The sequence below is a fragment of the Micromonospora sp. NPDC049359 genome (genome assembly GCF_044466585.1).
Lineage (GTDB): Bacteria > Actinomycetota > Actinomycetes > Mycobacteriales > Micromonosporaceae > Micromonospora.
Genome location: NZ_JBITMW010000004.1, coordinates 289,434 through 302,125, shown reverse-complemented (window position 1 = coordinate 302,125; position 12,692 = coordinate 289,434). Strand labels below are relative to the sequence as shown.

Below are 12,692 nucleotides of genomic sequence, written 5' to 3'. Positions count from 1 at the left end.
GGCGTGAGGCAGCAGTATCCCCGAAGTTGCGTGGATCTTGCGGCGGCCGGCGTCGGGCTGCGGGTAATCGGCTCGACGGTGTCCGCGAGTGGCGGGATGATGCGGGCATGTGGGACGGCGATGGCGAGAGCGTGTCGACCGAGCGGCTGCGGATGCGCCGGTTGACGATGGCCGACGTGGACGCGTTCGTCGAGCTTGACGGCGATCCCGAGGTGATGCGGTTCCTCACCGGCGGCGTCGCGACCCCGATGGAGACGATCCGGGACGAGGAGTTGCCGAGGCTGATCGCCCAGTACGAGCGGCATCCCGGCCTGGGGCGTTGGGCGGCGCTCGACCGGGCGTCCGGTGAGTTCCTGGGGTGGTTCGCGCTCGACCCGTCGGCGGACGGCACGGAGGCCGAGTTGGGCTACCGGCTGCGCCGCGCGGCGTGGGGGCGTGGCCTGGCGACGGAGGGGTCCCGGGCGCTGGTCCGGTACGCGCTCGACGTCGTGGGCGTGCGCCGGGTGTGGGCGCAGACGATGGCGGTGAACGAGCGGTCCCGCCGGGTGATGGAGAAGGCCGGGCTGCGTTACGTGCGGACGTTCCACCTGGACTTCGACGACCCGATCCCGGGGACCGAGCAGGGTGAGGTGGAGTACGAGCTGCTGGCCGCCGACATTGCTCAGGACCGGCCGGCGGCCTTGCGCGCCCGGTAGGCGGTTACGGCGGCGCGGTTGCCGCAGCCGGCCTCGCAGAACCGCCGCGACCGGTTGCGGGACAGGTCGACGACGACGTTGTCGCAGTCCGGGTGCTCGCAGATGCGCAGCCGGCTCAGCTCGCTCGACCGGACCAGGTCGGCGATCGCCATGGCCGCCTCCACCGCCATGCGGGTGGCCAGCGGCGCGTCGCGGGGCACGGCGTGCAGGTGGTACGGCTCGTCGTCGTGCTCGATGAGCTGCGGCAACGCCCGGTGTTCGCGGAGCAGGCCGTTGATGATGTCGACGACCTCGGGCGGTTCGGCGTCCCAGATGCGGCGCAGGCGGGGGCGCAACTGTCGTACGGCGCGTAGTTCCGCGTCGGTGTGCTCGTGCCGTCCGCTGTAGGTGTGCCGGACGAAGAAGGCGTCCAGCGCGGCGACGTCGGGTAGCAGCTCGCCGTCGCGGCCTCCGGTGTTGACCAGGGCGGTGGCGGCGATCAGCGAGCATTCGGTGTCATGAGCGAACAGCAACTTGACTCCTGTCACGATGGCCGCCTAGCGTCATGGGCACAAGGATAGTTTGCCCATGACACACGTGTCGCAGCGAGGAGCGCGAGATGCCGCAACGACCCGCCGTCGGCGCCGCCTTGGCGCTGCTCTCCGCCGTCACGTTCGCCACCTCGGGCACCTTCGCGCGCTCGCTCATCGAGGCCGGGTGGTCGGCCGAGGCCGCTGTCGTCGCCCGGGTCGGGGTGGCCGCCCTGGTGCTCGCGATCCCCGCCCTGCTGGCGCTGCGCGGCAGGTGGCACGTGCTGCGCGACAACAGCTCCGCAGTCGTGATGTTCGGGCTGCTCGGGGTCGCCCTGGCGCAGGTGTGCTTCTTCAACGCCGTGCGCTACCTGCCGGTTGGCATCGCGCTCCTGCTGGAATACCTGGGCATCATCCTCGTCGTGGGCTGGATGTGGCTGCGGCACGGCCAGCGCCCCCGGCGGCTCACCGTGGCCGGCTCCGCCGCCGCGCTGTGCGGGTTGGTGTTCGTCCTGGACCTCACCGGCAACGCCGCCTTCGACCCGGTCGGCGTGCTCTGGGGGCTGGGCGCCGCGTTCGGCCTGGCCGGCTACTTCGTACTCGCCGGCCGGGTCGACCCCCGACTGCCCTCGGTCGCCATGGCCAGCGGCGGGATGGCCGTCGGCGCGGCCGTGCTGCTGCTCATCGGGGTGACCGGGCTGCTGCCGCTGCGTGCCACGTTCGGTGAGGTCACCTTCGCCGGGCAGCGCACCACCTGGCTGCTGCCCATCGTCGGGCTCACCCTCGTCGCCGCGGTGATCGCGTACCTGGCCGGCATCGCCGGCAACCGGATCCTCGGCCCCCGGCTGTCGTCGTTCGTCGGGCTGACCGAGGTGCTGTTCGCCGTACTCATCGCCTGGCTGTTCCTTGACGAACTGCCCACCGCCTGGCAACTCCTCGGTGGCCTGCTGATCGTCGCCGGGGTCGCCCTGGTACGCCTCGACGAGCTGCGCGGCGTGCCCGCGCCCGCCGCGCCCGAGCCCGCGCTGGCGGCCGGCACCCGGTGAGGTCGCTGTCGCGGTGCGGTCGTCGTGCGGTGTGGTCGTCGTGCGGTGTGGTCGTCGTGCGGTGTGGTCGTCGTGCGGTGGGAGAGTGGGTGCCGTGCTGACCACTGTCGTGTTCGACGCTGACGAGACCCTGCTCGACCTGCGGCCCGCGGTGACCGGCGGGCTGGCGGCCGTCCTCGACGAGATGCGGCGTCGCGCACCCGACGCGGCCGGCGTGACGCTCGCCGAGCTGGAATCCGACTGGGGAGCGGTCTTTGGTGAGCTGAGCGCCGCCCCGGTCATGGAGATCCGCCGCGCCGCGCTGGCCCGGTCGCTGGCCCGCGCCGGCCTCGGCGACCACCTCGACGAGATCGCCGACCTCTTCTTTGCCCGCCGGTTCGCCCTCACCCGGCCGTTCCCGGACGTCCCACCGGCGCTGGTGGCGCTGCGCCGCCGGTACACCCTGGGCTTCGCCACGAACGGCAACAGCCGCGCCGAACGCTGCGGGCTCGCCGGCGAGTTCGCCTTCGAGCTGTACGCGCACGAGAACGGCCTGCCCAAGAAGCCCGCCCCGGAGTTCTACGCGGCGGTGGTCGAGGCTGCCGGGGTGCCCGCCGAGCAGATCGTGTACGTCGGCGACTCGTGGGAGCACGACGTGGTGGCGCCCCGACGGGCCGGCCTGCGGTCGGTGTGGCTGAACCGGCACGGGCTACCCCGCCCGGCGGGTCTCATCCCCGACACGGAGGTGTCCACCCTGGCCGAACTGCCCACGGTCCTGCCGAATCTGCCGGCGGCATCGTCCGACCGGGTGGATCTGGGCGTCGGCCAGGGCGGATGAAGAACAGATTCACCGGCATAACGGACGTTCATCTGGCGGGAACCCGCCAGGTGTTGTGTGATGACGCCACGTCCCTCAACGAGAGGATTCGATGTGGTGAGCAAGCGCTTCACCGTCGGTGCCGTCGCGACCGCGGCGGTACTGGCACTTACGGCAGCGGGCCTGGGTGTACCGGCCAGCGCCGCGCCGAGCACGTCCCGCACCTTCACGGTGGTCGCCGAGGACGGGGTCGCCGTCGACACGGCGGTCGCCGCCATCCGGGCCGCCGGCGGCACGGTGGTGTCCTCGTCCGACGAGGTCGGCATGTTCCAGGTCACCAGTGACCGGGCCGACTTCGCGTCCCGGGCCGCCGCCGCGCCGACCCTGGTCGGCGCCGCCGAGCAGAAGGCCATCGGCCGCAAGCCGAAGCTGGACCGGGTCGAGCAGGAGCACCTGACGGCCGCCACCAAGGCCGCCGCCGGCGCTGCCGCCCGGCGCGGGGCCAAAATGGACCCGCTCGACAACAAGCTCTGGGGCCTGGAGATGATCCAGGCCGACAAGGCCCGCAAGATCGAGCCCGGTGACCGTCGGGTGACCGTCGGCGTACTGGACACCGGCGTCGACGCCAGCAACCCGGACATCGCGCCCAACTTCAACTGGGCGTTGTCGCGCAACTTCGCACCCGACCGGATCGACGTGGACGGCCCCTGCGAGGTGCCGAGCTGCCTCGACGCGGTGGGCACCGACGACGGCGGGCACGGCACCCACGTGGCCGGCACCATCGGCGCCGCCGCCAACGGCTTCGGCCTCTCCGGTGTCGCCCCGAACGTGTCGCTGGTCGAGCTCAAGGGTGGCCAGGACTCCGGCTACTTCTTCCTCGACCCGGTCGTCAACGCCCTGGTCTACGCCGGCCGCAACGGGATCGACGTGGTCAACATGTCGTTCTACGTCGACCCGTGGCTCTACAACTGCACCGCCAACCCGGCCGACTCCCCCGAGGCGCAGGCCGAGCAGCGGGCCATCATCAAGGCCATGAAGCGGGCGCTGGAATTCGCCCACAACAAGGGCGTCACCCTGGTCGGCGCGCTCGGCAACAACAACGAGGACCTGGGCGCGCCGCGTACCGACACGTCCAGCCCGGACTACGGCGCCGACCCGTACCCGCGCCCGATCGACAACAACAGCTGCTGGGACCTGCCCACCGAGGGCCCGCACGTCATCGGTGTGTCGTCGGTCGGCCCGTCCGGCAAGAAGTCGGACTTCTCCAACTACGGCACCGAGCAGATCTCGGTCGCCGCGCCGGGCGGCTGGTTCCGCGACGGCTTCGGCACGGACACGTACCGCACCGACGCCAACATGATCCTGTCGTCCTACCCGAAGCACGTGCTCCAGGAGGAGGGCTCGGTCGACGCCGACGGCAACATCGTCGCCGGTTTCGAGGAGTCCGTCTTCAAGCAGTGCAAGGCCAACGGTGAGTGCGGCTACTACACCTACCTGCAGGGCACCTCGATGGCGTCCCCGCACGCCGCCGGGGTGGCCGCGCTGATCGTCAGCCGGTACGGCAAGCCGCAGGCCCGGGGTGGCTTCGGCATGTCCCCGGACCAGGTGGAGCAGCACCTCTACCGCACGGCGGCCGAGCACGCCTGCCCGGAGCCGCGCCTGCAGCAGTACCGCAACGAGGGCCGTGACGAGACCTACGACGCGTACTGCGCCGGTGGGCTCAACTTCAACGGCTTCTACGGGTACGGGATCGTCGACGCGTACGCGGCGGTGAAGACCCCGCTCAAGCTCAACGCCCGCCCGTAACGCACCGCCCGCGGGGCCCGGTCGACACTGGTCGGCCGGGCCCTGCCGCGTGCGGCGGTCGAGCGCGATGATCGACCCCGGTTTCTTGGAAGGCGGGGTGTCGCGGTGCCCCGGACAGCCCGGTCTCCAAGAAGCCGAGTGGATCACGGCCGCTCACCGCCGCGGCGCGGGCGTTCATCGCCGCCAGCCGCGGGCGTTCAGGGCGGCGCGCACTTCGCGCAGCACCGCCGGGAACTCGGACCCCATCCGTCGACTGGTCACATGGAGCACCAACCAACCCGCGCCGACGAGCAGATTGAGCCGTCGGCGATCACGGTGCAACTGGTCGATGTCGGAGTGCCACTGCCCGTCGTACTCCACCGCCACCCGGTAGGTGGGCCACGCCAGGTCGGGGTGCAGGACCACGCCGTTGGGCAGGCGCACCGGATGTTGGACGACGGGGCGTGGCAGGCCGCCCAACACCAACCGCGCCCGTAGCTGGGACTCCGGCGGGGACTGGGCCCGCCCGTCGGCCAGGTCGAAGAGCCAATCCGCCCGACGAGCCCCGGGTCGGTCCGTGTTGAGGGCGGCCTCCTTGGCCAGCGCGGCGCTGTCGGTCAGTCCCCGCCCGAGCAACGTGTCGATGATGGGGAGCGCGCGGACCGGGTCGAGCCAGACCGCCGTCTCCCAGGCGGACCGCGCCGGACCCGAGCAGGGGAGCGGGCTGCGCGCCAGGCGATCCGGTCCCGGTGGGCGGGTCGCGCCGGTTGGGCGTCTCGCTTTCGAGGGACCGCTCGCCGGTGGATAGGGGACCGCCCGTTCAGGCCTCGGACCGCTTACGCGCGGGCCGGTGGCGGCGTGTTCGGACGCGGTGTGGACATGCACCCGAAGGCCGCGTTGAGCGCCGACCCGCAACGGTCGGGGCGCGAGGATGTGCACGTCGTCGGTGAAGGCGGCGGCGTGCTCGACGCCGTGCAGGAAGGCGGCCGACGGACCACCCACGACCACCCCGGGCGGCAGCCGCAGGAGCGCGGCGCGGCAGGCCAGGGCGTGGTCCCGGTCCAGTCGGGCGTCGGCGTAGATGTCGTGGCGAAGTCGTACCCAGGCGCTGCTGCGTAGCTGGTGCTCGCTGAGCAGGCCATCCCGGACGACCTCGGAGCCGCGGAAAACCTGCCAGGTCAGGGCGTCGGGTCGGTACGGACGTGGTGGCATGCCGAGCAGCGTGCCGCCCGCCGTTCGCCGCCCGGTACCCCTGTGGACAACCCCGCGGAGGGCCCCGCCACCGCCTGTGGAAAACCACGAAGCGCCTTGGAGATCTTGCTATGGGTTGATCGACTCGGCTTTCCAGAAATCGGGGCGTCGCGGGCTCAAGGAGAGCCCGACTTCCAGGAAGCCGAGTCGACCAAGCGTCGCCGAGTGGATCAAGGGGTCAGCGGAGGGTTGCCGCCACGGCCGTCGCGGCGGCCTGCACCTGGGGGCCGACCAGGGCGACGTCCAGCGGGGCGAGCGCGACCACGCCGACGCTGGCCTCCAGGCCCGGTACGCCGAGCACCGGCGCGGCCACCCCGTACGCCCCGGACTCCAACTCGCCGCTGCTGCTCACCGGGTCGGCCGTGCCGCTGCGGCCGGCCAGGATGGCCCGACCCGCCGCGCCCCGGTCCAGGGGGTGTCGCGCCCCCGTCCGGTACGCGACGTGGAACGACGTCCAACTCGGCTCGACCACCGCCAGGGCGACACCCTCGCCGCCGTCCACCACGGTCAGGTGGGCGGTCGCGCCGGCCTGTTCGGCGAGTCGGCGCAGCGCCGGCAACGCGCCCTCGGCGAGCAGCGGCTGGGCGCGTCGGGCCAGGTGCAGCACGCCCGCGCCGATCCGGAGTCGGCCGTCGCTGCCCCGGCGCAGCATGCCGTGCCCGGTCAGCGGGCCGACCAGCCGGTAGACGGCCGCCCGGCCGACGCCGAGCCGGTTCGCCGCCTCGCTGACGGTCAGCCCGGTCGGCGTATCGGCCACCAGGTGCAGAAGCCGTAGACCCCGGTCGAGCGTCTGGGACGTCTCCCCGGTCCGGCTGGACCCTGCCGTCGCATCCACAGCACGCAGCGTACGACCCGGCACCGGCGGACCCGGACAGGCGCGGACGGCTACCCTTGTACGGTGACGCTACGCCTGTATGACACCGCCACCCGATCGGTGCGGGACTTCGTCCCGCGGGAAGCCGGCAAGGTGGGGGTCTACCTGTGTGGTCTCACCCTCCAGGCGCCGCCGCACATCGGTCACCTTCGCTCCGGCGTCAACTACGACGTGCTGCGCCGCTGGTTGCTCGCGGCCGGCTACGAGGTCACGTTCATCCGCAACCTGACCGACATCGACGACAAGATCCTCGTCAAGGCGGGTGAGCAGGGTCTGCCGTTCTGGTCGATCGCGTACGCCAACGAGTTGATCCTCGCCGAGTCGTACCGGGCGTTGAACGTGCTGTCGCCCACCTACGAGCCGCGCGCCACCGGGCACATCCCGGAGATGCACGAGCTGATCACCAAGCTGATCACGGACGGGCACGCGTACCCGGCCACCGACGGCTCCGGCGACGTCTACTTCGATGTGGCGTCCTGGCCGGCGTACGGGTCGCTGTCGGGTCAGTCGCCGGACGCGATGCAGTCGGCCGGCGACGCGCCGGACCGGGGTAAGCGGGACCCGCGCGACTTCGCCCTCTGGAAAGGCGCCAAGCCGAACGAGCCGGCGGACGCGTACTGGCCGTCCCCGTGGGGGCTGGGCCGTCCGGGCTGGCACATCGAGTGCTCGGCGATGTGCTGGCGCTACCTGGGCCCGGAGTTCGACATCCACGGCGGTGGTCTGGACCTGACGTTCCCGCACCACGAGAACGAGATCGCCCAGTCCCAGGCGGCCGGGCTGCCGTTCGCCCGCTACTGGGTGCACCACGGCCTGCTCAACATCGGCGGGGCGAAAATGGGCAAGTCGGCGGGTAACGCCCTGGGCCTCGCGTACGTCGACTCGCTCGGTGTGCGGCCGGTGGAGCTGCGTTACTACTACGCCGCCGCGCACTACCGCTCGGTGATCGACTACTCGGAGGACTCGCTTCGCGAGGCGGCCACCGCGTACCGCCGGATCGAGGGTTTCGTCCAGCGGGCCGTCGAGCGGGTGGGCGCCGGGCAGCTCGGCGAGCTGCCGGCCGGTTTCGTCGCGGCGATGGACGACGACCTCAACACGTCCGCCGCGCTGGCGGTGCTGCAACAGCACCTCCGGGACGGCAACACCGCGCTGAGCGCGGGCGACGATGTGACTGTCCGCACCACCCTGGCCGTGGTACGCGCGATGCTGGATATCCTCGGGATCGACCCCCTCGACGAGGCGTGGACCGGCGGCGGTCGTTCGGACGATCTGCGCGCCGTGGTGGACTCCCTGATCGCGCTGGCCCTGGAGCAGCGCGCGCAGGCCCGGGGCCGCAAGGACTGGGCTGCCGCCGACGCGGTACGTGACCAGCTCAAGCTGGCCGGCGTGGTGGTCGAGGACACCCCCCAGGGCCCCCGTTGGACTATTGGAGAGCAGGACTGATGGCCGGCAACTCGCAGCGCCGTGGCCGGCGACTGACGTCGAAGGCGGGTGCCCCCAAGGGCTCCGGCGGCAAGAACAAGGACTCCCTCGCCGGGCGGGGTCGCACCCTGCCCGCTGACGAGCGGCCGTGGCACAAGGGCTACTCGGGCACCGAGAAGCTGCCGCAGCGCACCGCCTGGAAGCAGGACAAGGAGCGCCGGGTGGCGGCCGAGGAGGGGCGCGCCCCGAAGATCGGTCAGCCGGGCAGCAAGGACACCACCTGGGGCAAGGGTGGCGGTCGGGGCGTACCGGTCGGTCGTGGCGCGACCGGCGGTCGGGGTGGCAAGCCCACCTCGCGCTCCGGTCCCCGGGTCTCCCCGGGGCGCAAGTCCAACCCGTCGAAGGACTCCCCGGAGCTGTTGGTCGGACGCAACCCGGTGCTGGAGGCGCTGCGCGCCCAGGTGCCCGCGACGGCGCTCTACACGGCCCAGGGCATCGACGTGGACGAGCGGACCAAGGAGATCATCCGGACCGCCGCCGACCGGGGCATCGCCAACCTGGAGATCAGCCGGGCCGAACTGGACCGGATGACCGGTGGGGTGCTGCACCAGGGCGTCGGCTTGCAGGTGCCGCCGTTCGCGTACGAGCCCTTCGAGGACCTGGTGGCCGCGTCGCTGGAGCAGCAGGCTCCGCTGCTGGTCGCGCTGGACGGGGTCACCGACCCGCGCAACCTGGGCGCCGTGATCCGGTCGGCCGCCGCATTCGGCGCGCAGGGTGTCTTCGTACCCGAGCGTCGTGCCGCCGGGATCACCGCGACCGCCTGGCGGACCAGTGCCGGCGCGGCGGCGCGGGTGCCGGTGGCCCAGGTCACCAACCTGACCCGGTCGCTGAAGGCGTGCCGGGACGCCGGCTTCATGGTGGTCGGCCTGGACGCCGACGGCGACACCGACCTGTACGACCTGGAGGCCGCCGTCGGCCCGCTGGTGGTGGTCGTCGGCTCCGAGGGGCGCGGGTTGTCCCGGCTGGTCGGGGAGACCTGCGACCTGACCGTCAGCATCCCGATGATCTCCGAGGTGGAGTCGCTCAACGCGAGCGTGGCCGCCGCGGTCACCCTGGCCGAGGTCGCCCGCCGCCGCTCGGTCGAGCTGTAACGACGTCGACGAGGCCCCCTACCGCCCGAAAGCGGTAGGGGGCCTCGCCGTCAGATCTGGTGGAGCCAGGCGACGAAGAAGATCGCACCGGCCACCGCCGTCAGCAGCGTGGCCGGCAGCAGCCAGGCCGGACCCCGCTCCCCGTCGAGGCGTCGGGTCAGTCGTTGGTGCACGGCGGCGATGCCGATCAGCGCGGCCAGCCCGCCGGCCGCCAGTGGCAGGCCGACGAGGAAGTGCGCCAGCCACGCGCCGGCCCGGCTCGGACCGCCCCAGGAGTGGTCGTACGGGCCGGGATCGACCACCCCGTACAGGACGCCGCGCAGCACCATCAACAGCTCGACGCCGATCGGCAACAGGGCCACGAGGCCGAGCAGCAGGCTGAGCAGCGCGTGACCGAGCACCGCGAGCGTTCCGGGTCGCCGGCCGGGCACGGCCGTCGGGGGTGCGCCGAGCAGGCCGGTCCGCAGGCCCCGCCACCGCGCGACGGCGGCGTCGGCCCCGCCCACCGGAGTGGTAGCCAAGGTGAACAGGGCGACCGGTACCAGCGTCGCGCAGTAGGCGAGGCTACGGCCGGCCCGGCGGATGATCTGGTTCCGGTGGGCGGTGGCGGTGGCGGTGGCGGACACGGCGTCTCCTCCGGCTCGGTGTGCCGCGAACGCTAGGGATACGGCACACCCCGCCGCGTCACCCCGGGGAGCCACGCTCGCGCTGGCTCCCGGGGATGACGACCCCTCCCGGGTACGACGAAAGGGGCGGCCCGCCGCAGCGGACCGCCCCTTTTCGGTACGGCGTTACGTCAGATCCGGCTGCCCGTGGTGGCGTGGAAGACGTGGCTGCGGCCGGCGCGCGGCTTGACGAACACGGTGTCGCCCATGTTCGGCATGCTGCGGCGGTCGGTACGGACGACGAAGCGCTCCGAGTTGCCACCCAGGGCGGCGTGGCCGTAGACGTTCGCGTCCGAGCCCAGGTCCTCGACCAGCTCGACGACGACCGGCATACCGCCCTCGGTCGGGCTGACCAGGTCGCAGTCCTCCGGACGGAAGCCGACGGTGACCTTGCCGTCGCCACCCTCGGCGCGGGCCGCCTCGACCTGCTCGCGGGTCAGCGGGATACGCAGCTCGGCGAACTCGGCGCCCTGCTCGTGCAGCGGGACGGTCTTGATGTTCATGGCGGGAGAGCCCATGAAACCGGCGACGAACACGTTCGCCGGGGTGTCGTAGAGCGCCCGCGGGGTGTCCACCTGCTGGAGCACACCGTCGAGCAGCACGGCCACCCGGTGACCCATGGTCATGGCCTCGACCTGGTCGTGCGTCACGTAGACGGTGGTGACGCCCAGCTTGGCCTGGAGCGACGCGATCTGCGTACGGGTCTGCACACGCAGCTTGGCGTCGAGGTTCGACAGCGGCTCGTCCATGAGGAAGACCTGCGGCTCGCGGACGATCGCCCGGCCCATGGCCACCCGCTGACGCTGACCACCGGAGAGCGCCTTCGGCTTGCGGCTCAGGTACTCCTCGAGCTGGAGCAGCCCGGCCGCCTCCTTGACCCGCCGGTCGATCTCCGACTTGGAGGTCTTGCGCAGCTTCAGGGCGAACGCCATGTTCTCGTACACCGTCATGTGCGGGTAGAGGGCGTAGTTCTGGAAGACCATCGCGATGTCGCGGGCCTTCGGGGGAAGGTGGGTGACGTCCCGCTGGTCGATGTAGATCGAGCCGGCGTCGACGTCCTCCAGACCGGCGAGCATCCGCAGGCTGGTGGACTTGCCGCAACCCGACGGGCCGACGAGAACGAGGAACTCGCCGTCGCCGATCTCGAGGTTCAGCTCGTTGACGGCGGGACGCTCGGTGCCCGGGTAGATCCGGGACGCCTTGGAATAGGTGACCGTAGCCATGGTGGTGCGCTTCCTTTCACCGGCAGGAACGTGCCGGACGATCCGAGTGAAGGAGCAACCGGCACGAGCCCGTGCCGGTCAGCGGACGGCGGTCGGTCGCGGGGGCGGCCGGGTCGTCGTCCGTGTCACTGCACCGTAATTGGCTTTGCCCGCGCTGCCAAGGCGAGGGACCCTCGGAAGTGACCCAATGCCTACGCATTCCGGGCAGTCGGGCACGGCAAGGCATCAATCGACGTCGCGGTGCGGCGTCGGGCGTCGGGTTGTTGACGTTTCCCGTGCTCGGGAGCACTCGCGAGCGGGATATCCGGACGTCAGTCGCTATGCTGGCGTCGACACATGCGCCCCTGTAGCTCAGCTGGCCAGAGCACTCGCCTTGTAAGCGAGATGTCGCCGGTTCGATCCCGGCCGGGGGCTCCATATCCACAAAGCTTTTCCCGACGGGCACTGCCCCGAGTCGACCGGTTGACAGCAACGGCACTCACGAGAGAGCTTCCCGTCGAGCGTGACCAGCGCCCGAGGCGTCGTGTCAGGGCTGGCATGGGCGGCGGGACACTCATCCCTCATCAAGCGGCGGGTCAGCTGCCGGCACCGGGGCTAGATCGGGTAGCACCTGAAGCCATGCCTGGACGTCAGCGACGAGGTGGGCGTCGGTCATGTGGTCGACGAGGGGTGCGAGGTCGGTCAAGATCCGCTCGATGTTGAGGAGTCGGTGGTAGTCCTGGTAGTCGTCGGTGACGGTGAGCGCCTGCCATCTCGCCAGCCAGTCTTCACCCGGCTGGACGAAATCATCCTCGGTGAGCGGGATGGCGCGCAGGCTCGCTGCTCGGGCGGCAGCTTGTTTCCGTGTCATGCCAAAGCTCTCGACAGCCCGCCGGGCGACCGTGTCCGGCCGAGCGCTGGCTGGTAGCTCCTGGACTCGCTGACCCGCATCGAGGGCGATCGTGATGAGCGCGCTGAGGTGTGCGACCGCCAGCTCCATCGGGAAATCGTGCTCGGATGCCAGGTCGATCAGAAAGAACGCTAGCGGCACGTCGCCAAGGGGCCGGTGGCCGGGCAATCCGCGGTGCTGGCGGCGCACATCCGAGGTCGCCATATCGATCAGTGCGAACCACCAGTGCACGGGACTTACCGAGTCAGGCTTGCGGTCGAGTAGCCACTGCCTGCGTAGGGGCAGCTCAATCAGGAGAAGCCCGCGGTAGGTGCCCTCAAGCTCTCTCACCCCACGCCTCCCCGGCATCAGGTATTGCTGCGCTGACGACGCTAGCTCGCGAGGAGTGG

12 protein-coding genes and 1 tRNA gene are annotated in these 12,692 nt (G+C 71.5%); 7 read left to right on the top strand and 6 right to left on the bottom strand.

Going from position 1 to position 12,692, the window contains the following annotated elements:
- Window positions 1-107 precede the first annotated feature (107 nt).
- Complete coding sequence (locus ACIBTX_RS12570) at window positions 108-695, top strand: GNAT family N-acetyltransferase (RefSeq protein ID WP_357172528.1); 588 nt, start codon at window positions 108-110, stop codon at window positions 693-695.
- On the opposite strand, the gene ACIBTX_RS12565 is transcribed toward ACIBTX_RS12570, so the two are convergent.
- Window positions 662-1,207 (bottom strand): CGNR zinc finger domain-containing protein, encoded by a 546-nt coding sequence (locus ACIBTX_RS12565; protein WP_357172777.1) that lies wholly within the window; start codon window positions 1,205-1,207, stop codon window positions 662-664. The two genes, ACIBTX_RS12570 and ACIBTX_RS12565, sit on opposite strands and share 34 nt — an antisense overlap.
- Before the next feature lie 86 nt (window positions 1,208-1,293).
- Between ACIBTX_RS12565 and ACIBTX_RS12560 the strand changes: the two genes are divergently transcribed.
- The 3 genes from ACIBTX_RS12560 to ACIBTX_RS12550 all read left to right on the top strand — a co-directional run bounded on the left by ACIBTX_RS12560 (window position 1,294) and on the right by ACIBTX_RS12550 (window position 4,852).
- Window positions 1,294-2,250 (top strand): DMT family transporter, encoded by a 957-nt coding sequence (locus ACIBTX_RS12560; RefSeq protein ID WP_357128758.1) that lies wholly within the window; start codon window positions 1,294-1,296, stop codon window positions 2,248-2,250.
- A 94-nt stretch (window positions 2,251-2,344) separates the two neighbouring features.
- On the top strand, window positions 2,345-3,067 hold the full coding sequence (locus ACIBTX_RS12555; protein ID WP_357172525.1) for an HAD family hydrolase: 723 nt from the start codon (window positions 2,345-2,347) through the stop codon (window positions 3,065-3,067).
- A 96-nt stretch (window positions 3,068-3,163) separates the two neighbouring features.
- The gene (locus tag ACIBTX_RS12550; protein ID WP_357172522.1) at window positions 3,164-4,852 is read left to right on the top strand and encodes a S8 family serine peptidase; all 1,689 of its coding nucleotides are present in this window, start codon (window positions 3,164-3,166) and stop codon (window positions 4,850-4,852) included.
- Between the two features lie 174 nt (window positions 4,853-5,026).
- Here ACIBTX_RS12550 and ACIBTX_RS12545 read toward each other — a convergent pair whose 3' ends face one another.
- Window positions 5,027-6,043, bottom strand: a complete 1,017-nt coding sequence (locus ACIBTX_RS12545; protein ID WP_357172520.1) for a hypothetical protein — start codon at window positions 6,041-6,043, stop codon at window positions 5,027-5,029.
- 217 nt (window positions 6,044-6,260) lie between these two features.
- Window positions 6,261-6,926, bottom strand: a complete 666-nt coding sequence (locus ACIBTX_RS12540) for an IclR family transcriptional regulator (protein WP_396832504.1) — start codon at window positions 6,924-6,926, stop codon at window positions 6,261-6,263.
- Window positions 6,927-6,980: 54 nt separating this feature from the next.
- Here ACIBTX_RS12540 and cysS point away from each other — a divergent pair, with 54 nt between their 5' ends.
- Window positions 6,981-8,396: a cysteine--tRNA ligase gene (gene cysS, locus ACIBTX_RS12535; protein WP_357128773.1), complete on the top strand. Its 1,416-nt coding sequence runs from the start codon at window positions 6,981-6,983 to the stop codon at window positions 8,394-8,396.
- Window positions 8,396-9,526 carry a 23S rRNA (guanosine(2251)-2'-O)-methyltransferase RlmB gene (gene rlmB, locus ACIBTX_RS12530; protein WP_357128776.1) on the top strand — a complete coding sequence of 377 codons (1,131 nt, stop codon included), beginning with the start codon at window positions 8,396-8,398 and terminating at the stop codon, window positions 9,524-9,526. Before cysS ends, rlmB begins: the two co-directional genes overlap by 1 nt.
- Window positions 9,527-9,576: 50 nt before the next feature.
- Here the strand turns inward: rlmB and ACIBTX_RS12525 are convergent, their stop codons facing one another.
- Window positions 9,577-10,152, bottom strand: coding sequence for a hypothetical protein (locus tag ACIBTX_RS12525; protein ID WP_357172517.1), 576 nt, complete (start codon window positions 10,150-10,152; stop codon window positions 9,577-9,579).
- A gap of 170 nt (window positions 10,153-10,322) precedes the next feature.
- Complete coding sequence (locus tag ACIBTX_RS12520) at window positions 10,323-11,414, bottom strand: sn-glycerol-3-phosphate ABC transporter ATP-binding protein UgpC (RefSeq protein ID WP_357128782.1); 1,092 nt, start codon at window positions 11,412-11,414, stop codon at window positions 10,323-10,325.
- A 340-nt stretch (window positions 11,415-11,754) separates the two neighbouring features.
- On the opposite strand from ACIBTX_RS12520, the gene ACIBTX_RS12515 reads away from it, so the two are divergent.
- Window positions 11,755-11,831 (top strand) — tRNA-Thr (locus tag ACIBTX_RS12515).
- Window positions 11,832-11,967: 136 nt separating this feature from the next.
- Here the strand turns inward: ACIBTX_RS12515 and ACIBTX_RS12510 are convergent.
- Window positions 11,968-12,633 carry a hypothetical protein gene (locus ACIBTX_RS12510; protein WP_357172514.1) on the bottom strand — a complete coding sequence of 222 codons (666 nt, stop codon included), beginning with the start codon at window positions 12,631-12,633 and terminating at the stop codon, window positions 11,968-11,970.
- Window positions 12,634-12,692 lie beyond the last annotated feature (59 nt).